The following is a 17,256-nucleotide window of genomic DNA, read 5'->3' on the forward strand; positions in this document are numbered from 1 at the left end:
CAGCCACCGCACGCCCCGTCGGAGATACGTGAAGCGGTGACGTGGGGCGGACCCTGCCTGGAGCGCCGACGGTCGGACCGTGCCGGAAGGCGGTAGCGAGTGGCGGCCGAAGCGGGTCAGCAGGCGAGGACTTCGTGCCCGAGCCGGCCGAGCGTGGATCAGTATCTGGCGCGCGTTCCGGACAACCTGTACAAGGAAGGGCGGGCCCACGACGGCCCGTTGGCGGACCGCCTGCTACGGCTGCGCAACATGACTCCCGAGGCCACTCAATTGATCTCCGTGCTGATCCGCGTCCAGCGCGCCGGCTCGGTGCTGGAGATCGGAACCTCCAACGGCTACTCGGCGATCTAGGGGTGTTGTGAAAGTGCTGGTCCCAGCGTCTTGTTGAGGACTGTGACCAGCACGGTCGCTTGTGTGGCGGCAAGTGGCCGGTCAGTGCACCAGCAGATCGATCACGCCCGTCAGGCCCTCCTCGCCGCTGCCCTCAGCCAGGCGGCGGCGCATCAGCTCGAAGTAGGGGCTGAGCAGTGCCGGGCTGACACCCTGCTGCTCGGCGGTGCTCAGGAAGGTCGGCGTGCCGGCCACCTGCATGGCGAGATTGGAGACGACACCCTTGGTGTAGTCGCCGCTGCGCAGCTGGTCGGCGGTCTGCTGGACTGCCGGGGCCATCGCGACGAGCCAGTCGGCGAGCAGCCGTGCGAGCGCGGCGGGGTCGATGTCCTCCTTGCGGATCAGGGCGAAGGCGTGCGCGGCCCCGGCGAACATCCCGTACATGGCGCTGAGCAGGGCCACGTCGTGCAGGGCCGCGAAGCCTGCGTCCTCGCCTACGTAGGTGGTGCCGGCCGGAATGCCCAGGGTCTCCTGGTGCCGCTCGAACAGCTCCCGCGAGCCGCTGTAGAAGACGTAGCCGCCGGCCTCCGGGACGCCGATCGCCGGCGGGACCGCCATGATCCCGCCGTCCAGGTAGCGGGCGCCACGCCCGTGGGCCCACTCGGCGCGGGCGCGGGCCTGGGCAGGGGTGCTGGTGGTCAGGTTGACCAGGTCCCTGTCGGCCAGGTCGGCGCCGGCCAGCACCTCCTCGACCGAGGTGTCGTCCAACAGGCAAACGACGACCAGGGGGTTCGCCGCGACTGCCGCAGCGGCGCTGTCCGCGACCCGTGCCCCCTCGGCGGCGAGCGCCGCGGCGCGGGCCGGGGTGCGGTTCCAGACGGTGAGCGGGTGGCCGGCGGCAAGCCAGGTACGGGCCAGCGCGGTGCCCATCGCGCCGAGGCCCAGCAGCGTGACGGAAGTCTTCTCAACAGTGTTCTGTGCCATGCCGACTAGGCTGGCCACAGGGCCGGAGGTGATCAAGTACGCACTTGGTAGTGGGTGGTTACCCCGGGGTGAGCGAGCACGTCGGAGGGGTGGAGCATGGCGACGCTGAACCGGCCAGGCGCACAAGACGGACACGTCTGCGGTATCGACACCGCGATGGAGGTGATTGGCGGCAAGTGGAAGGTTCTGATCCTCTGGGCGCTCCACGAGCACCCCTGCCGCCGCTTCGGCGAACTGCGCCGACTGCTTCCCGGCATCACCGAGAAGGTGCTCGCCTCCCACTTGCGCGAGCTGGAAGCGGACGGCGTCGTGCACCGCGTCTCCTACGACGAGGTGCCGCCCCGCGTCGAGTACTCGCTGACCGAGGACGGCATGCGCCTCAACGACGCACTCCAGCCGCTGGCCGCCTGGGGGCGCGAGCGGCCGACCACTTGAGGGCTGGAGGACAAGGCAGGCCAGGCTCCCTCGTGAACGTGCTGGTCACAGCAACTCGTTGAGGGCCGCGACCAGCAGAGTCGCCTCGTAGCGGACGGCGAGTTTGTCGTATCGCGTGGCCACCGCCTGGTGGCGTTTCAGCCGGTTGATGCCGCACTCCACAGCATGGCGCTCTTTGTAGCCGTTCTTGTCGAACTTCGGTGGTGGTCCGCCGTGGGAGCCACGCTTTTTGCGGCTTCTGGAACCTGCTCTCTGGTGACCCGGCGTTCAACGTACAGCTCCACGAACTGGGCGACGGCGTAGTCACCGCCGTCCGGGTGCGCTGACCAGCCGGACGCCGGGAAATCTGCCATTCAGCGCACGTCCGTCGCTGTCCTCCGGACGAGAAACTCCTTGGCTGCTCGGCGCACGCCAGGCCGGCACCGTCGTGGATGGCTGGCGGTCGGCCTGGCCAGGTCGATGGCTCCGGACTTCGCCCACAGCTCGCCAAGCGGGCGTGCGGGAAGTCTCCGGCCGGTGTGGACTCGCCCCTCAGCCCTGCTGGCCGCCCGGCCATGTCGTAAGCCGCCGCGCCCCGGGTCGCGGTGGCACGAGCCCGGGGTAGTAGCCGGTGACGTGGCGGGTACTCGCCCAGCATCGGATCGATCAACGGAGGCACTGATGAGCACGGTCAAGGAAACAGTGGAAGTCGACGTTCCAGTGCGCACCGCCTACAACCAATGGACGCAGTTCGAGGCGTTCCCGGACTTCATGGAGGGCGTCGAGGAAGTCAGGCAGCTGGACGATCGCCACAACCACTGGACCACCAAGATCGGTGGAGTCCGCCGGGAGTTCGACACGGAGATCGTCGACCAGCTTCCCGATGAGCGCATCACGTGGCGCACCACCAGCGGTGACACGGCCCAGAAGGGATCGGTCCGCTTCCAGCGGGTGGACGACATGCACACCAGGGTGGAACTCGTCATGGATGTCGAACCCAGTGGGGCCGCGGAGAAGGCCGCGGACATGCTCGGAACGCTCGACCGGCGTGTCAAGGGAGACATGAAGCGCTTCAAGCAGTACATCGAGCAGCGCGGAGAAGAGTCCGGAGCGTGGCGCGGACGCATCAGGCCGGGAGGATAGCCGTACGTTCCATAGCGGTACGTCCCTGAGGCTGCGGCCCGCCGCCACCGTCCCGTGCATGAGGAAACCGAACGCGCACGGTACCCGCCCGGACACGGTCAGGGACAACACCGCGAGGAGATGACGCTTCGGGGCTGGATGGCTCGTACCGTACCCGGCGCGCTCGCGCCACCCACCCCCGACCCTCGCCCGCCGACGACGCCCCGGACGGCCGCTGGTGCATGGCCGTACAGCTGCGGAGCCGGGTGGGACAGGCACCTGGACGAAAACGCCCCGGGCCAGGCGGGCGGCACCTCCTGCACGCTGTCACAAGCGGCAGGCGCGCCGAGCTGAGCCCGCGCCAGTCGGGCTGCCGGAGACAAGCGCACCGCGCCGGGTGGCCGGACTGCGCCGCGAGGAGGTCGCCCAGCTCGCCTCGACCAGCACCGACTACTCCACACGGCTGGAGCAGGGCCGTATGCAGGCATCCGCTCCCGTGCTGGACGTTCTTGCCCGCGTGCTCCATCTGGACGACGACCAGCGGGCGTACCCTTCCAGCTCGCCGGTAAGACCGTCGGCCGTACCCGGCGTCGCGGCAGGCAGAAAGTGCAGCCATAGCTGCAGCGTGTGCTGAACGACCTCACCGCCACCCCGGCCATCGTGCGTTGTGGCGACATCCTGGCCTGGAACGCACTGTCCGCCGCCCGGGTCACCGACTTCTCCCGGATCCCGGAAAGGCACCGGAACCATGCCCGGATCCAGTTCACCGATCCGGCCATGCGCACTCTTTACGCCGACTGGGAGACCTCCGCGCAGATTTCCGTTGCCCAAGGGCTGTCCCGTAAATGATCTTTGAGTCGCCCGGGTAGGGGCGGTCGCGGTGTGGCCCCTCGACTATCCGGCGAGGGCCAGGTTGTGCATCCGGGCGATGCCGAGCATGGCGTGGTGGACACCATCGCCCTTCAAGCGGCAGTCGCGGAGGATCTTCCAGGTCTTCATACGGGCGAAGACGTGCTCGACGCGGGCGCGGACCTGCTTGTGGGACTTGTTGTGCTCCTCTTTCCAGGCCGGGAGTTCGCTCTGGCCGCGCTGCCGGCGGTGCGGGATGACGAGCCCGGTGCCCGGGTAGCCGCCGTCGGCGATCGTAACGGTGTTGCCCACGGCAGCCTTGGCGCCGGATTCCTCCCACGCCTTGCAGTCGTTGCGGTTCCCGGCGAGCGGCCGGCCGACCACGACGACCAGGCGGGTGTCGGCGTCGATGACGACCTGGTGGTTGGTGGAGTACCGGTAGTTCTTCGACCGCTCGGCGATCGTGTGGTCCCGGGTGGGGACCAGAGTGCCGTCCACGATGAGCACGGTGTCCTTGGCGAACCGCTTGCGGGGCTGGAGCGCGAGCATCGGCCCGAGGTGGTCGATGATGCGGTCCGCTGCCGACTTGGACACCCCGAACAGCGGGGCGAGTTGGCGCATGGTCAGGTTCGTGCGCCAGTAGGCCGCGATCAGCAGGGCCCGGTCCTCCAGCGGAAGGCTCCATGGCCGGCCCTTGCGGACAGCGTCCGCACCATGGCGTCTCAGAACGGTCATCAGTTTCCCGAACTGCCTCGGGCTCAGCCCGCTGAACAGGGCTATCCAGGACGGCTCCGACGCCGTGATCACACCAGCCACGGCGAGATCGTCTCATCTTGATCATGGTGCGGGGCCACCAGACTCTGACGGGACACATCTCTGTCGCCCGGACGGATTCGGCATGAGAGCCTCACGCCCGTGGCTACTGAAACCGAGGTGGGAGAGCTGTTGCACCAGCGCGGCTGGAGGACGGCGTTCACGGTCGCTGAAAGGGTGAACGCGTGGGCTGCCCTGGTGAGCGCCATCGAGCGCGGCTACGGCGACGACATCTACGAATACACCAATGACCTTTACTGCCGAAACTGGCTGCACGAGGCGTGGCTCCTGCTGGACGAACACGTCGTCCAGCTCTGGACCCCGCGGATCAAAGCCTTGGACGCGCGGTACAAGGCCGCGACCATCGACGACGACGGCCAAGCACTCGATCAGTTCCACAGGCTGCCCGGTCCCGACCTGTGGTGGTGGCGGCGCCACCCCCGCATCCTCACCGGAGACCTCGGGCGTTCGCTTCGCTCGGCCGGTGCCATCGGCGCCGACCCGGACACGGCATGACCCTCAGTCTCGTGGGATTACGGGACAGCGCTCAGCTGCCGATGGAAGCGGCGAAATACCCCGAGGACCCGCGCCTCATCGAGCTGGTCGGTGAACTGTCGATGCGCGAGAAGCAGTTGCCCAGTGGTGGGGCGAACACCGTGTCGCCGCCCGGACCGTGGGAACGAAGACGCTCAATCACCCGGTCGTCGGTGAACTCGTCCTGGACTGGGGACACGCTCACCGCCGACACCGATCCCGATCAGCACCTGACCGTCTGGACCGCCGCCCCCGGCTCCCCCACGCACGAACGGCTCCGGATTCTCGCCTCCTGGGCGGCCGACCAGAACGTGTCGGCCTCGGCCTCCGTCAACTGAGCTCACACAGGTTCGGGTTGCGGCTCTGGTTGCCGCACTGGTGCAGTCTCGGGATTCCACAGTTTGGTGGTGCGTATGTAGCCGCGGACAACTGAGGTCATCGCCAGAATGAGAAGGGGTCCAAACACCCACGGATGTTCGGCTATCTGGATCGGCAGATACCGGTACGACAGCAAGAGCGCAGCGAAAACCGATGTGCCGTAAGCGACCAGCCGGATTCCTGACCGGTCCCAGCCGTATGCGAGCGAACGCAGCGCGGCCTCGACCGTGAGCGCGAACACCACACCGGCAATGAGATCGGCGCCGTAGTGGTAGCCGAATCCCAGCGTTGCGCCGAGCGTGGCAATCAGCCAGAACGCGCCGGCGAATCGCAGCAGCCGTGGGCCCTTGCGGGAATGAACGAAAATCGCGGTTGCCCACGCCGTGTGCAGGCTGGGCATGCAGTTGCGCGGGGTGATCTCGTCGAACGGTATCTGATGCGGGGCATGAATCGGCGGTGGTGTGTCCGGCCACAGGTTGGCCACCGCCCAGTGCCCGCCGTCGGCGCCGTAGGCGAATACCGGTCCGACCACCGGGAAGATCATGTAGATGGCCGGGCCGAGGATGCCGATGACCAGAAAGGTGCGCACCAGATGGTGGCTCGGGAATCGGCGCTCGACCGCCACGTTGCGCAGCTGGTACGCCGCGACGACGACTGCGGCCACCGCCAGCTGAATGTAGACGTAGTCGAGAACATGGGCGCCGATCGGACCGGTGGCCCTGACCATCCGGCCTGCCAGCCACGACGGGTTGCCCAGCGCGTGATCCACGGTTGCCACATGCTGGTCGAACACGGCGGGACGAGTCTTCGACGTGATCAGTAGCCAGGTATCGCCCGCCTTGCGGCCGGCCACCAACAGCAGGCCCAGTCCCACGCCTTGCAGCAGCAGGACACGCTCCCGGCCCCTTCGGCGTGTCACAGCGATGAACGCGCAGCCCAGAATCACCCACAAGGCGCCGTTGCCGAAGGGGTGGCCATCCGTGATCCTGATGTTGAGCGCCCACCGCACGAACAAGAAGGCGATGTCGATGCCGATCGCGGTACCCACCGCGATGAGCCGTTGCCGCCAGGTGAGCACCACCATCATCAACGCCATGCTGGCGTACAACAGGAAACCGGACTTGGGAGGCAATATCACCTCCCGCGCCTGGCTGGTGATCGGCCCCGGCAGGCCGTAGCGACGCGCGGCGACCTCCAGCGCGACGAGGAATCCGAGGGTCGCCACAGCCGCCGCAGCCCACAGCATCACCCGCGGTCGGCGGCACGCGGCGAACGCGGATCTGCACTTTGTTCGCGAAATCACCCGCGGTGCGATAGGTATCAATTGTTTGGCCGATTTATCAGATGTCAATCAAATAGGTCACCCTTCGTCCGGACAGCAGGGCGTTCCGGTGAAGGAGGTGCGGCGGGGGAGCCTCGTAAGTTCGATCATGTTACCCGAGCCGTACAACTGGTTTTCACCCGTTGCCGGTAGCGCGAAGGCGGCCGTGAACCGGCAGTTCGAACGGGGAGGTTGACATACCGACACAATGCCGACGAACAATGATCAGTGCGCCTGTGGCGGCATCGGCGCGGTCGTGGCGGCGCGCCCGCCTTCCCTTCGGGGCTGCCGCAGCCGCTGACGGTGCCCCACTACTGTCTGACGCCAGTCGGCTACTTTGGGTGGCAAGCCATCCTGCCCGCTTTACACGCGCTGAGATGCCCCGGAATGCGAAGCGGATCCCGCGGATTCCGTTGTTTTCCGGGTGGCGTATCACGTTCCAGTTCGGGCACTCGGATAGTACGAGCGATTCATCACCAGGAGGCTTGCCATGATCGCCGTCGGTGTCATCTTGCTCATCATCGGTTTCGTCACAGGAATCTCCATCCTGTGGACCATCGGCATAATCCTCGCCGTCGTAGGGGCGGTGCTGTGGATCCTGGGCTCCATGGGGCACGCGGTCGCCGGCCGACGGCACTACTGGTAGGCATGAGGTCCTCATTCCGGCCGCCGGGGCCGACTCTTCCGGCTCACGTCTGAGGGACGGGGAAGGCTTCGTTCCTCTGGGCAGCGGGATCGGTCAGCCCCGGGGGCCGGATATGTCCCTCATGTTCATGAGCTTCCGGCGATTCCCTTCCCCGGCCGCCACGGGTCCGGCCTCACCCTCAGCCGAAATTTCGGCCAGGGACGTGCATGCCTGGCAGCAATTCCGGCTCCGGCTCCGCGGCGTCGCCAGTGCTCTGACCGGGAAGGTTCGCCGGGTTGGCCGTTGTGGCGGTTGGATGTCGGTGACGTCCGTCCGACCGTTGGGGGTGTGGTGGCCGAGCCTGTCCGCGTGCGCAGGTTGACCGACCAGGAAGGGCAGAAAGTGGAGCAGATCGTGCGCCGGGGCAGTACCAGCTCGGTGCGCTGTCGCCGAGCGATGATGCTGCTGGCGTCCGCCGGCGGGAACCGCGTCCCGGTGATCGCCCAGCTGGTCCAGGCCGACGAGGACACGGTGCGGGAGGTGATCCACCGGTTCAACGAGGTCGGCCTGGCCTGTCTGGACCCTCGATGGGCGGGAGGCCGTCCCCGCCTAATGGGACCTGCTGGGTCGTAGAGACTCGGTGCCGTAGCCGCCAGCAGGTGAGCACTCTCCCCGCCGGAAGTCGATCCGTGCCGCCCAACCCGACGGCGGCCCGATCTACATCATTCTGGACAACCTCTCCGCCCACACCGGCGCGGACACCCGCCGCTGGGCGAAGAAGAACAAGGTCGAACTGCGCTTCACCCCGACCTACGCGGTCGGTCTCGTGGCCATCAGGGAGTCCGTGGGTCGGCGGCATCTTCTGCGAGGGTCGGAAGCGCCCGTCCCAGGCGGGCGAGCGAGGACAGGGCCATCAGCACTGGGGACAACATCATGCCCGCGGCCGTCGCCAGGAGGCTGGTGCGCAACCCCCACTCCTGCGCGAGGAAGCCGCCGAACAGCGAGCCGAGTGGGGTCAGCCCCATGCCGACAAATGTGATCGTCGCGGCCGTGCGGCCCTGCAGCCTGTCCGGAGTGACGGCCTGCCGGACGGCCATGACCGTGACGTTCACCAACTGGCCGCCAGTACCGAACACGAAGCTGACCGCAAGGAGCACGGGAACCGTCACCGCAGAAGAGCCGTGCAGCGCGGGCACACACAAGAACGCGCCGTCGCCCAGTGCCGCCGCGGACACGAGCACCGCACCATGACCGAACCGGCCCGGCAGACGGGCGGCCGGCACCGAGCCCACAAGCGCGCCCGGACCCGTCGCCGCGAGCGACAGCCCGACCGCGGTGCCCGACAAGTGCAGTTCCCGCGGCAGGAAGAGCAGATAGACGGTCATCATGGCCGCGAAGGAGAACTGGAAGGCGGCCGAGGCCAGGCACACGGTCCGCAGCGAGGTGTCGCTGACGACGAAACGGAGGCCCTCATGGATCCGCCGCCATACGCGAGGGGGACGTTCCGAGCGCTCCGGGATCGACTCGATCCGACGGATCCGTCGGATCGACAGGAACGACAGCGCGAAGAACAGCGCGCTGGAGGCGGCAGCGATCGGCGCAGACAGCAGTGACACCAAGGCACCGCCGAGCGCGGGACCGCCGATCTGCGCCGCGGACCGGCTGCCCTCGAGCGCACTGTTACCCCGCACCAACTGATCGCGTCTCACCAGCCGGACGAGACACGCCTGGTATGCCACGTCGAAGAACACGGACAGGGCCCCGACAACGAAGGCGACCACGAGCAGCGCAGGCAGGCCGAGCCAGCCGAGGAGGCCGGCCACGGCAGCGACACCCAGGGCCATGGTTCGGCTGACGTCCGCCAGCACCATCACCGTACGGGTTCGCCATCTGTCGACCCACGCGCCGACGATGAGCGAGAACAACAGGATCGGTGCCTGCCCCACCGCTCGGAGCACGCCCAACTGGCCGGCACCGGCGTCGAGTGCCAGGACGGCGAACAGCGGCAACACCAATAGGCTTGTCTGTTCGCCGAGTTGGGAGGCCGTCTGCCCCACCCAGAGTCGGCGGAAGTCTCCGTCCCGCCACAGACTTGAAGGGACAGCTCGACTGGAATCAGATACTGCGGAGGATGCGGACGGCACGGGGATCCCTTGGATTGCCGACGACGAGGCCCGGCACCTGGCGCGCAACAGGCACACCGATGGTTCGGGCAGGGGAAGGCTCGCTGTGCCGCATCATCAAGGGCAGCACGCAATGACAGGCCGATCACGGCCTACAACGTCAACGCGCGCTCGGGAAACCGACCATGTCTCAGCTCCTCGTGGATCACTCGCCGAACCCAAACACTAACCTTGGGCGGCCAGGCATGAAAGACGGCGCAAGTACTCCGTTCCGTGCACAGCGGTCCCGTCTCAGAAAATCGCCCAGGCTTCCCTCGGCAGAGAACGGTTCCCGGCTCTCCGCGCCGATCGAGACTGCATGCAAACGCTCAGCCGTGAAGTACAGCTTCAGGGCTTTGTGACGCCTCGACATGACACACATCCGTCGGGCATCCAGCCGGCGCCGCTGCCGACTACCGTTGCTCCCCATGACAGCCACCGAGATGGACATCACCGAGGACCTGATCCGGGATCTGCTGCGCGAAGAGTACCCCGACGTGGCGGATCGCCCCCTGAAGCTCGGAGCGCTCGGCTGGGACAATCAAGTGTGGCGGCTCGGCGACGACCTCGCCGTCCGGTTGCCCTGGGCAACGCAGTCCGCGGACGCGCTGCTGCGCAAGGAGCACGCCTGGCTGCCCCTCCTCGCCCCGCACCTTCCTCTCCCGATCCCCGTCCCGCAGCATCTTGGTGAGCCCTCCGAGCGTTTTCCGCGGCCGTGGCTCGTCACCACCTGGGTACCGGGCGAGCCCGCCGACCGCGCCCCCGCTACGCGCGCCGCGGAGGCGGCCGAAACCCTGGCCGCCTTCCTGACCGCCCTCCACCGCCCCGCCCCCGACGGGGCGCCCGCGGGCCGGGACCGCGGTGGCCCGCTGGCCGACACCGCCGAACCCTTCGCCCAAGGGCTCGCCTCGGCCACCGAACTGGGACTGATCCGCGACCCGGACGCCGTCCGCTCGGTCTGGGAAGACGCCGCCGCCGCGCCGGACTGGGCAGGCCCACGTCTCTGGCTCCACGGCGACCTGCATCCAGCGAACATCCTGACCACGAACGGCACTTTCTCCGGAGTGATCGACTTCGGCGACCTCTTCGCCGGCGACCCGGCCTGTGACCTCGCCGCCGCTTGGATCCTGCTGCCGGACGACGCCATCGACCGCTTCCACGACACCTACCGGCCAACCCCGGACGCCGCGACCCTGCGCCGCGCCCGCGGCTGGGCCGTGCTGAAAGCCCTCGCCTGCATCCACATCGGACACGCCGGCGTCCACGGCCGCCCCGGAGGCAAGCCCACCTGGGGCCCACCCGCCGACGCCGCACTCCGCCGCCTCACCGCAACGGTCGATCAGTGATCCAGCTTCTGGCGGAACTCAAGAAGCCGAGGACAAGCAAGGAGAACGCCGCGGCTGTCATCGATCAGATCACCGGGTTGCGGCGGCCGAGCCGGTGGGTGGACGAGGCCCGGGAAACCAAGCCCTCACCGACACGGAGGCGAAGACCGAGCTGCGACGAGGCAGGTCCGGCCGGCCGGTCGCCTACTGGCGAGCGGTGATTACGTTGACGATGAGGTCGATGCCGACGACGAACTCTGCTCGGTCGTCGTGCTTGCGCAGTTGCTCGGCGACGCTGCGGGTGTACGGGCACCGGTCGGGGTCGAGTTCCGCCCATGCGGTCGCCACGGCGTCCAGGAACCCGGTCCGCTCGTGTCGGGCTGGTGCGCTCGGGCGTTGGCGGCGTTCCTGCACAGGCGCTCACACCCCGGAATCCGCGCGGCCGTCGGCATCGCGGGCAGGCACTCCCGCGTGATCCGCTTCACCGCGAGTTCGACGGCCGGACGTACATGCGCCGACCACGGACAGCACATGCTCATCGAGCCACGAGGTCATCCGCGACTGGCACTGCGGATACGACCGGTGCAGCCGGGCGAGCACCTCCAACGGCGAGGCGACCGGTTCGGGACGTTCACGCGCCCAGTCCTCGACGCCGGGCAGCTGCAGGCCGAACAAATTGCCCCGGCCCGCGCGCGACCTGGTATTTGCCGCGGTGGACCTGGAAGGATGCCAGGTACGGATCGCCCCCCGCTCCCCCGGTGCAGCCCACCCCGCCCGTGACGTCCACCGGCGTCCGCAGGCCCGCCGGACGTCCCCGCCCCGCTGCGCGCACTGTTCACGCTCGCCGGCTTCCCGGCGGACATCGTGGCGCCGCCGCTCGCGGAGCGCCCCGGTGCGGGAAACCCGCCGATCAGTGCGGGGTCGGCGCGCCGATGCCCGACCGGCCGCGCCAACTGGTCGTCGAGGTGCGGCGCTCGGGACGCCAGCTCGCCACCAGGGCGGCGGCCAGGAGGAGTTCGGCGATGTCCCCGCCGTAGTACATGATCTCCGCGCCTTGCTGGACCTGGTCGATGGGGGCGTGGACGTCGAGGAAGAAGCCGCCGTACATGGCCTGTGCGATCAGGGCGTGCGCGGCGATGGCGATGCCCAGGTACACCAGTCGGCTCCGCACCCCGGGCCTGCTGGGCGCGGGGTCGGGACCGGCGATCGCGTAGGCGAACAGGCAGCCCGACGCGAGGAAATGGGCGTGCAGGAGCCAATGGCCTGCGGGATGGGCCATGACGGCGTTGTAGAGGGGCGTGAAGTACAGCACTCCCAAGGTTCCGGTACTGAGGGTGAGCGCCGCCGCGGGATGCGCCAGGAGGCGGGCCGGTGGGCTGTGCAGGAGTACGGCCACTCTGCGGGCGTGGTCGTGGGGCAGCGCGCGCAGGAGGAGTGTGATCGGCGCGGCCAGCACGAGAGCCAGGGGCGCGTACATGCCGATGAGCATGTGCTGGGCCATGTGCCCGCGGAAGTCGGAGTGCGCGGCGGGTGCCAGCGGCGGCAGCAGCGCGACGGCGAGCAGCGCCAGCCCGGTGAGGAAGGACGCCGACCGCCAGCCGCTCCAGCCTTGTACAGCGTTGCGGCACCTGGCCCGCCGTGCGGCGAGCAGGTAGCAGACGGCAGCGACGAACAGGAGCAACCCCGTCAGTACCGCTCCCGGCAGCGCGCCGCCGCCCTCCCCCTGCTGGTGCATCGGGCCCATCAGGCGCGGCCTCCGGCCGGCTCACCGTCACGGGATGCGTCGGAGTCGAAGGGCCGGCCACTTCGCTGTACCAGATACCCGGCGATCACGAACAGGCCGCCCAGGATGAGGAAACCGGCGTCCCACCAAGCCTGGTGAGGACCGCCACGGACGTGGTGGATGCCGAGGATCTGGTGGTCCAGGATGCCCTCCACCAGGTTGAACCAGCCCCAGCCGGCCAGGATCCAGCCCCACAGAACCCGCGAGGTCCACACCGCTCGCCGGTCGTGCGTGACCCGCGCGTACAGGATGGCCAGGCCCACCAGTACGGCGATCCAGCACACGGCGTGGAAGATGCCGTCCCACACGGTGTTCATCTCCAGCCCGGACACCGTGTGGGGGTCGTAGTACTTCACACCGATGTGGTCGTGGTTGGTGCTGGTGAGCATGTGGTGCCACTGAAGGAGCTGGTGCAGCAGAATGCCGTCGACGAATCCGCCGAGGCCGACCCCGAGGACAATCCCCGGAAGCCGCAGACTGTTCGACGCCGCCGGAAGCGCGCCCGCCTTGTCCGCCGTCGTGGCCATCACCTGTTGTCGTCCGTCCCGTAGGCAGTGTGAGTCAGACCTTCCCGACACGGTTCCCGTCCGGCTCGCCTGAATCAACTTGTCCGCACAACTTCAGCCATATCGCCCATACCAAGCGGTACACCGCCACGCCACGGAGAACACCGAGGTCGGCGGTACCTCTCCGCATCGTGTCCATGGACGTACGCCGGCGCCGAACCAGACCTGTTCACCCAACACGCATTTCGTGAATGCGGGCGTCTCAGCGGGTTCGAGTGTCCCGCCAGGTCGGGGCCATGACACCGACGTCCTCGACTGCATGGTGGGCTCCGTCAAGCCGTCCATGTCCGCAACAGTCGCCTGCCCCACGCGAAAATCACCCGTTCCGTCCATGACAACATGGCTAGTGTGATCAGGTGACAGAATTCAGCATCCTTGATGACAGCACGCCGTGGCAGGAAGCCTTCGAGCGGCGGCTGCTCGCCTCATACACGGCCGCGGGACTGAGTACGGCCGCCGCGGAGCGCATCCTCAAGGATGTACGTGCCGACACCGGCGACTGGACCGTCGCCGAGATCACGGACGCCGGGACGCGAGTGGGACACGTCGCCGTGGTCGTGACCGACAACCACGGCGCCCTCGCGGGCCGTATCGGCGACCTCCACGTCGACGCACCCCACACCGGCCGGGGACACGAGCAGGCCGCCCGTGACTGGGCCGAGCGATGGTGCGCCGAGCGCGGCGCCCGCCGGCTGAACATACGGCTCACCGAGCCCGCCGGTGAGTTGTTCCACGGTTACGGCGTCCGCGGCCAGCTCAGGATGCGACGCATCGATTCCCCGCCGAAACCACTCGCGGGCGTCACCGCACGGCCCATGACAGAGGCCGAATATCCCCAGTGGCTCGCCTCGGAGAAGGCCGCCTACGTCGGCGACATCGTCCGCTCGGGAGCTCTGAGCCCAGAGGAGGCGGTACGCAAGTCCGACCGCGACTTCGCCGACCTCATCCCACAGGGCCTGGCGACGCCCGACAACTCGATCCTGGTGCTGGAGGCGGCGGGCGAGCAGATCGGCACCGGTTGGCTCAAGCACCGGTACCTCCCCGGGGTCACCTACGGCTACTCACTGCACATCCAGGAGCAACACCGCGGCAAAGGGTACGGGCGGGCCGCGATGGCGGCCGGAGAACTGGCGACGCTGGAAGCCGGCGACACGGCGCTGATGTTCACCGTGTGGGGAGGCAACGAGGTGGCCATGAACCTCTACACGAGCGCGGGTTACCACGTCATGGAGGAGAGCCGTTCCATCAGCCTTCCTTCCTCCAGCCTTCCCTCCTCAGCGGCCTGACCCTGGCTCGCTCTTCCCGCGCCGAGCGGGCGCTATCGGGATCCATTCACAGTTCACCGGCGTCCACGCCGATGGTGAACCGAGTTTGAAGCCGGCGACGCGGAGCGTCGCGCGAATCGTTTCCGCGGAGCTGGGTCCGGCTTATCCGTCCCGGCTGTCGGTGACTGCTGTTAGCGTCGCGGTCATGCAGCTTCGGTATGCTTTCCGTCTCGATCCGACACCGGGTCAGCGTGCTGCGCTGGCCCGGGCGTTCGGGTGTGCGCGGGTGGTGTACAACGACGCGGTCGCGGCGCGGGAGCGGGCGCGGGCGGCGGGCGAGGCGTTCCCCACCGCGGCCGTGTTGTCGAAGAGGCTCGTGACCGAGGCGAAGAAGAGCCCAGAGCGGCACTGGCTGGCCGAGGTGTCGGCGGTCGTGCTGCAGCAGGCGCTGCGGGACGCGGAGAGCGCGTACCGGAACTTCTTCGCTTCCCTGAAGGGAGCCCGAAAGGGAACGCGGGTAGGGGCACCTCGCTTCAAGTCCCGCAAGGACGAAAGGCAGTCGGTCCGGTTCACCGCGAACGCGCGCTGGAAGATCACCGAGACCGGGAGGGTGTCGCTGCCGAAGATCGGCGAGGTGCGGGTGCGCTGGTCGCGGTACGGCCGGACCTTCGTGAAGACCGGCCGGTTCGAGCCCACCAGCCAGGTGTGCTCCACCTGCGGCCACCGCGACGGACCCAAACCCCTCAACGTGCGGGAATGGACCTGCACCGCCTGCAGCACCCTCCACGACCGCGACCACAACGCCGCGAAGAACATCAAGGCCGCCGGACTGGCGGTCACAGCCTGCGGAGCGCCGGTAAGACCAGAACCCCTTCTGGCACAGCGCGACGAAACAGGAAGCCACGGAAGCCCGCCCGACGTCCGTGCCCCGTAGCGGCACAGCACCGAGCGAGCAGGCCAGAATCTCCCTCCCCCAGGAGAGAGAGCAAGTCAACGAGTCGGCACCTTCAGTCAGCACCTCGTCGACAAGTCCCGTACGGATCCGTACGTGCCGGGCAAGAGGGCGCGCGAGTTGATGGTGACGTACTGGTATCCGGCCTCCTCCACGTCCGGGCACGCTCAGGCGTCCTGGATGCCGTCGGTGTCGGGCACTCACTTCCTCAACTCGCGCCGCCTGTCGCCGCAGCAGGTCACGCTGCCGCAGACCGCCGGCCACGTCCTTGCCCCCGTCGACACCGGCCTCGGCAAGCTGCCCGTGCTCCTGTACTCGACCGGGCTGCACTCGGACCGCGCGATGGGCACCGCCCTGGCCGAGGATCTCGCCAGCCGCGGCTACCTCGTGGTCGCCGTCGATCACACCCATGACGCCAATGAGGTGGAGTTCCCGGGCGGACGGCTCGAGGTCACCACGATGCCGTCCGGCGCGCACTCCTCCGACACGCTCAACGTGCGCGCTGCCGACATCCGCTTCGTCATCAACCAGCTCGGTGCCATCGCCAAGGGCGGCAACCCGGACGTCGACCACGCCAAGCTGCCCTCCGGGCTGTCGCACGCCGTGGACACGGATCACATCGGGATGTTCGGCTGGGCGGCGCTGCGGTCGACACCGCCATGCAGCTCGACCACCGCATCGACGCCGGTGCGAACCTGGACGGCCAGTTCTTCGGCACGGCGCCGAGCAAGGATCTGAGCCGGCCCTTCATGCTCTTCAGTTCCGGCAGCCACAACCGGAACAACGACTCGTCGTGGCGCAAGCTGTGGCCGCATCTCAAGGGATATCGGGTCGACATCCAGCTCCACGGCTCGAAGCACCTGTCCTTCAGCGACAACGAGTGGCTGGTGCCGCAGGTGACGCCCCTGCTCGGGCTTTCCCACGAGCAGGTGCAGCAGCAGTACGGCACGATCGACCCGAACCGGGCGATCAAGATCCAGCGCGTGTACCTCGCGGCGTACTTCGACCAGGAGCTGCGTCACAAGCACAGCACACTGCTGGACGGACCCGCCAAGAGCTACCCGGAGATCTCCTTCGTTCGCTGACCGGACTCCGGGAAACGGGCCCGCCGTGGGGCCCACCCTGGTCGCAGGCCCTCCTGAGCAGGCCACCGCACGGTTCCGACACACGGACGACGCAGGGACGACCGAGCGACGTACATGTGCTTGTCGCGTGATCTCATGCGGCCGAAGTGTGCGTTCATCGAACGTTCGAGCGCTCGTCCCCGGTTACTGTCGCCTAAGATCATGAGCATGTCGGCCCTCCGCGAACGTTCCGCACACAGTCAACTCGCCCCGGGCGAGCAGCTCTTGGCGTACGCCTCCGTCGTCCCGGCCAGGAGCGCCAAGGGCATTGGCATCGGAGCATCCCTCGCGAACCACATGGTCAACAGCGTGGGCGCGCAGTCCGGTGGGGCGGGCAGCATTGCCGCGGGGATGCCGCGCACCTCCGGAGCCCTGCTGTTGCGTGTGACCGACCAGCGCGTCGGCCTGGTCCAGCCCCTGGACGGCGCCCCGGTTTGGGAGGTGCCGCGGGCGTGGGTGACCCGGGTCGAACGCCGGCCCCGGACCCAGCTGATGGCCCGCTTCCGGCTGCACTACGCCGACGGCTCCTGGCTCGCCTTCCTCACCATGCGGCGCCGTACGATCGAGCAGTTCCACTCACTCATCGGCTGACCCGGGCCGGCCCCGTCGACACACGGAGCCTGCTCCGGCCGCGAGGCCGTCCCTCGAACGCGCCTCCACCTCTCAGCCAGATACCCCCTTGGGGTATACACTCGAGCCTGCTGGCGAC

18 protein-coding genes and 3 pseudogenes are annotated in these 17,256 nt (G+C 68.3%); 14 read left to right on the top strand and 7 right to left on the bottom strand.

Going from position 1 to position 17,256, the window contains the following annotated elements; translation table 11 throughout:
• The first annotated feature begins 153 nt into the window (after positions 1-153).
• The gene (locus ACFYOH_RS28795) at positions 154-351 is read left to right on the top strand and encodes a hypothetical protein (RefSeq protein ID WP_388631244.1); all 198 of its coding nucleotides are present in this window, start codon (positions 154-156) and stop codon (positions 349-351) included.
• A gap of 81 nt (positions 352-432) precedes the next feature.
• Here ACFYOH_RS28795 and ACFYOH_RS28800 read toward each other — a convergent pair whose 3' ends face one another.
• On the bottom strand, positions 433-1,314 hold the full coding sequence (locus ACFYOH_RS28800) for an NAD(P)-dependent oxidoreductase (RefSeq protein ID WP_388631246.1): 882 nt from the start codon (positions 1,312-1,314) through the stop codon (positions 433-435).
• 96 nt (positions 1,315-1,410) lie between these two features.
• Between ACFYOH_RS28800 and ACFYOH_RS28805 the strand changes: the two genes are divergently transcribed.
• From ACFYOH_RS28805 to ACFYOH_RS28815, 3 genes and pseudogenes are all read left to right on the top strand, one after another.
• Complete coding sequence (locus ACFYOH_RS28805; RefSeq protein ID WP_388631249.1) at positions 1,411-1,749, top strand: winged helix-turn-helix transcriptional regulator; 339 nt, start codon at positions 1,411-1,413, stop codon at positions 1,747-1,749.
• 660 nt (positions 1,750-2,409) lie between these two features.
• A complete protein-coding gene (locus ACFYOH_RS28810; protein WP_388631252.1) occupies positions 2,410-2,871 on the top strand; it encodes an SRPBCC family protein in 462 nt (153 codons plus the stop codon).
• Between the two features lie 296 nt (positions 2,872-3,167).
• Positions 3,168-3,681, top strand: a pseudogene (locus ACFYOH_RS28815) (helix-turn-helix domain-containing protein); the annotation flags it as partial.
• 63 nt (positions 3,682-3,744) lie between these two features.
• On the opposite strand, the gene ACFYOH_RS28820 reads toward ACFYOH_RS28815, so the two are convergent.
• On the bottom strand, positions 3,745-4,515 hold the full coding sequence (locus ACFYOH_RS28820) for a transposase (RefSeq protein WP_388631255.1): 771 nt from the start codon (positions 4,513-4,515) through the stop codon (positions 3,745-3,747).
• Positions 4,516-4,614: 99 nt separating this feature from the next.
• On the opposite strand from ACFYOH_RS28820, the gene ACFYOH_RS28825 reads away from it, so the two are divergent.
• Together ACFYOH_RS28825 and ACFYOH_RS28830 are read left to right on the top strand one after the other, a co-directional pair.
• Positions 4,615-5,028 (top strand): hypothetical protein, encoded by a 414-nt coding sequence (locus tag ACFYOH_RS28825; protein WP_388631258.1) that lies wholly within the window; start codon positions 4,615-4,617, stop codon positions 5,026-5,028.
• A gap of 29 nt (positions 5,029-5,057) precedes the next feature.
• Positions 5,058-5,384, top strand: a pseudogene (locus ACFYOH_RS28830) (transcriptional regulator); the annotation flags it as partial.
• Between the two features lie 2 nt (positions 5,385-5,386).
• Here ACFYOH_RS28830 and ACFYOH_RS28835 read toward each other — a convergent pair.
• Positions 5,387-6,670, bottom strand: coding sequence for a phosphatase PAP2 family protein (locus ACFYOH_RS28835; protein WP_388631709.1), 1,284 nt, complete (start codon positions 6,668-6,670; stop codon positions 5,387-5,389).
• A 565-nt stretch (positions 6,671-7,235) separates the two neighbouring features.
• Between ACFYOH_RS28835 and ACFYOH_RS28840 the strand changes: the two genes are divergently transcribed.
• A complete protein-coding gene (locus ACFYOH_RS28840; RefSeq protein ID WP_388631261.1) occupies positions 7,236-7,391 on the top strand; it encodes a DUF6131 family protein in 156 nt (51 codons plus the stop codon).
• Between the two features lie 330 nt (positions 7,392-7,721).
• A pseudogene (locus tag ACFYOH_RS28845) lies at positions 7,722-8,187 on the top strand (helix-turn-helix domain-containing protein); the annotation flags it as partial.
• A 16-nt stretch (positions 8,188-8,203) separates the two neighbouring features.
• Here ACFYOH_RS28845 and ACFYOH_RS28850 read toward each other — a convergent pair.
• Positions 8,204-9,514 carry an MFS transporter gene (locus ACFYOH_RS28850; protein WP_388631264.1) on the bottom strand — a complete coding sequence of 437 codons (1,311 nt, stop codon included), beginning with the start codon at positions 9,512-9,514 and terminating at the stop codon, positions 8,204-8,206.
• A 446-nt stretch (positions 9,515-9,960) separates the two neighbouring features.
• Between ACFYOH_RS28850 and ACFYOH_RS28855 the strand changes: the two genes are divergently transcribed.
• A complete protein-coding gene (locus ACFYOH_RS28855) occupies positions 9,961-10,878 on the top strand; it encodes an aminoglycoside phosphotransferase family protein (protein ID WP_388631267.1) in 918 nt (305 codons plus the stop codon).
• Positions 10,879-11,061: 183 nt separating this feature from the next.
• Here the strand turns inward: ACFYOH_RS28855 and ACFYOH_RS28860 are convergent, their stop codons facing one another.
• The 3 genes from ACFYOH_RS28860 to ACFYOH_RS28870 form a co-directional block, all read right to left on the bottom strand.
• A complete protein-coding gene (locus ACFYOH_RS28860) occupies positions 11,062-11,205 on the bottom strand; it encodes a hypothetical protein (protein ID WP_388631269.1) in 144 nt (47 codons plus the stop codon).
• A gap of 562 nt (positions 11,206-11,767) precedes the next feature.
• The gene (locus ACFYOH_RS28865) at positions 11,768-12,601 is read right to left on the bottom strand and encodes a cytochrome c oxidase assembly protein (protein ID WP_388631271.1); all 834 of its coding nucleotides are present in this window, start codon (positions 12,599-12,601) and stop codon (positions 11,768-11,770) included.
• Complete coding sequence (locus tag ACFYOH_RS28870; RefSeq protein ID WP_388631274.1) at positions 12,601-13,167, bottom strand: DUF2243 domain-containing protein; 567 nt, start codon at positions 13,165-13,167, stop codon at positions 12,601-12,603. Before ACFYOH_RS28870 ends, ACFYOH_RS28865 begins: the two co-directional genes overlap by 1 nt.
• Positions 13,168-13,562: 395 nt before the next feature.
• On the opposite strand from ACFYOH_RS28870, the gene ACFYOH_RS28875 reads away from it, so the two are divergent.
• From ACFYOH_RS28875 to ACFYOH_RS28895, 5 genes are all read left to right on the top strand, one after another.
• Positions 13,563-14,492, top strand: a complete 930-nt coding sequence (locus ACFYOH_RS28875) for a GNAT family N-acetyltransferase (protein WP_388631277.1) — start codon at positions 13,563-13,565, stop codon at positions 14,490-14,492.
• Positions 14,493-14,676: 184 nt separating this feature from the next.
• Positions 14,677-15,405, top strand: a complete 729-nt coding sequence (locus ACFYOH_RS28880) for an RNA-guided endonuclease InsQ/TnpB family protein (protein ID WP_388631280.1) — start codon at positions 14,677-14,679, stop codon at positions 15,403-15,405.
• 114 nt (positions 15,406-15,519) lie between these two features.
• A complete protein-coding gene (locus ACFYOH_RS28885) occupies positions 15,520-16,161 on the top strand; it encodes a hypothetical protein (protein ID WP_388631283.1) in 642 nt (213 codons plus the stop codon).
• A gap of 11 nt (positions 16,162-16,172) precedes the next feature.
• Positions 16,173-16,508, top strand: a complete 336-nt coding sequence (locus tag ACFYOH_RS28890) for a hypothetical protein (RefSeq protein ID WP_388631286.1) — start codon at positions 16,173-16,175, stop codon at positions 16,506-16,508.
• A 207-nt stretch (positions 16,509-16,715) separates the two neighbouring features.
• A complete protein-coding gene (locus tag ACFYOH_RS28895; RefSeq protein WP_388631289.1) occupies positions 16,716-17,138 on the top strand; it encodes a hypothetical protein in 423 nt (140 codons plus the stop codon).
• Positions 17,139-17,256 lie beyond the last annotated feature (118 nt).

It is taken from the genome of Streptomyces sp. NPDC007856, from assembly GCF_042868225.1.
Classification (GTDB): domain Bacteria; phylum Actinomycetota; class Actinomycetes; order Streptomycetales; family Streptomycetaceae; genus Streptomyces.

Excerpts from the sequence above, each read along its gene's own strand:
- ACFYOH_RS28800 (WP_388631246.1), bottom strand. The coding sequence starts at position 1,314 with ATGGCACAGAACACTGTTGAGAAGACTTCCGTCACGCTGCTGGGCCTC.
- ACFYOH_RS28805 (WP_388631249.1), top strand. The coding sequence starts at position 1,411 with ATGGCGACGCTGAACCGGCCAGGCGCACAAGACGGACACGTCTGCGGT.
- ACFYOH_RS28810 (WP_388631252.1), top strand. The coding sequence starts at position 2,410 with ATGAGCACGGTCAAGGAAACAGTGGAAGTCGACGTTCCAGTGCGCACC.
- ACFYOH_RS28835 (WP_388631709.1), bottom strand. The coding sequence starts at position 6,670 with ATGCTGTGGGCTGCGGCGGCTGTGGCGACCCTCGGATTCCTCGTCGCG.
- ACFYOH_RS28840 (WP_388631261.1), top strand. The coding sequence starts at position 7,236 with ATGATCGCCGTCGGTGTCATCTTGCTCATCATCGGTTTCGTCACAGGA.
- ACFYOH_RS28855 (WP_388631267.1), top strand. The coding sequence starts at position 9,961 with ATGACAGCCACCGAGATGGACATCACCGAGGACCTGATCCGGGATCTG.
- ACFYOH_RS28865 (WP_388631271.1), bottom strand. The coding sequence starts at position 12,601 with ATGGGCCCGATGCACCAGCAGGGGGAGGGCGGCGGCGCGCTGCCGGGA.
- ACFYOH_RS28870 (WP_388631274.1), bottom strand. The coding sequence starts at position 13,167 with ATGGCCACGACGGCGGACAAGGCGGGCGCGCTTCCGGCGGCGTCGAAC.
- ACFYOH_RS28880 (WP_388631280.1), top strand. The coding sequence starts at position 14,677 with ATGCAGCTTCGGTATGCTTTCCGTCTCGATCCGACACCGGGTCAGCGT.
- ACFYOH_RS28890 (WP_388631286.1), top strand. The coding sequence starts at position 16,173 with ATGCTCTTCAGTTCCGGCAGCCACAACCGGAACAACGACTCGTCGTGG.
- ACFYOH_RS28895 (WP_388631289.1), top strand. The coding sequence starts at position 16,716 with ATGTCGGCCCTCCGCGAACGTTCCGCACACAGTCAACTCGCCCCGGGC.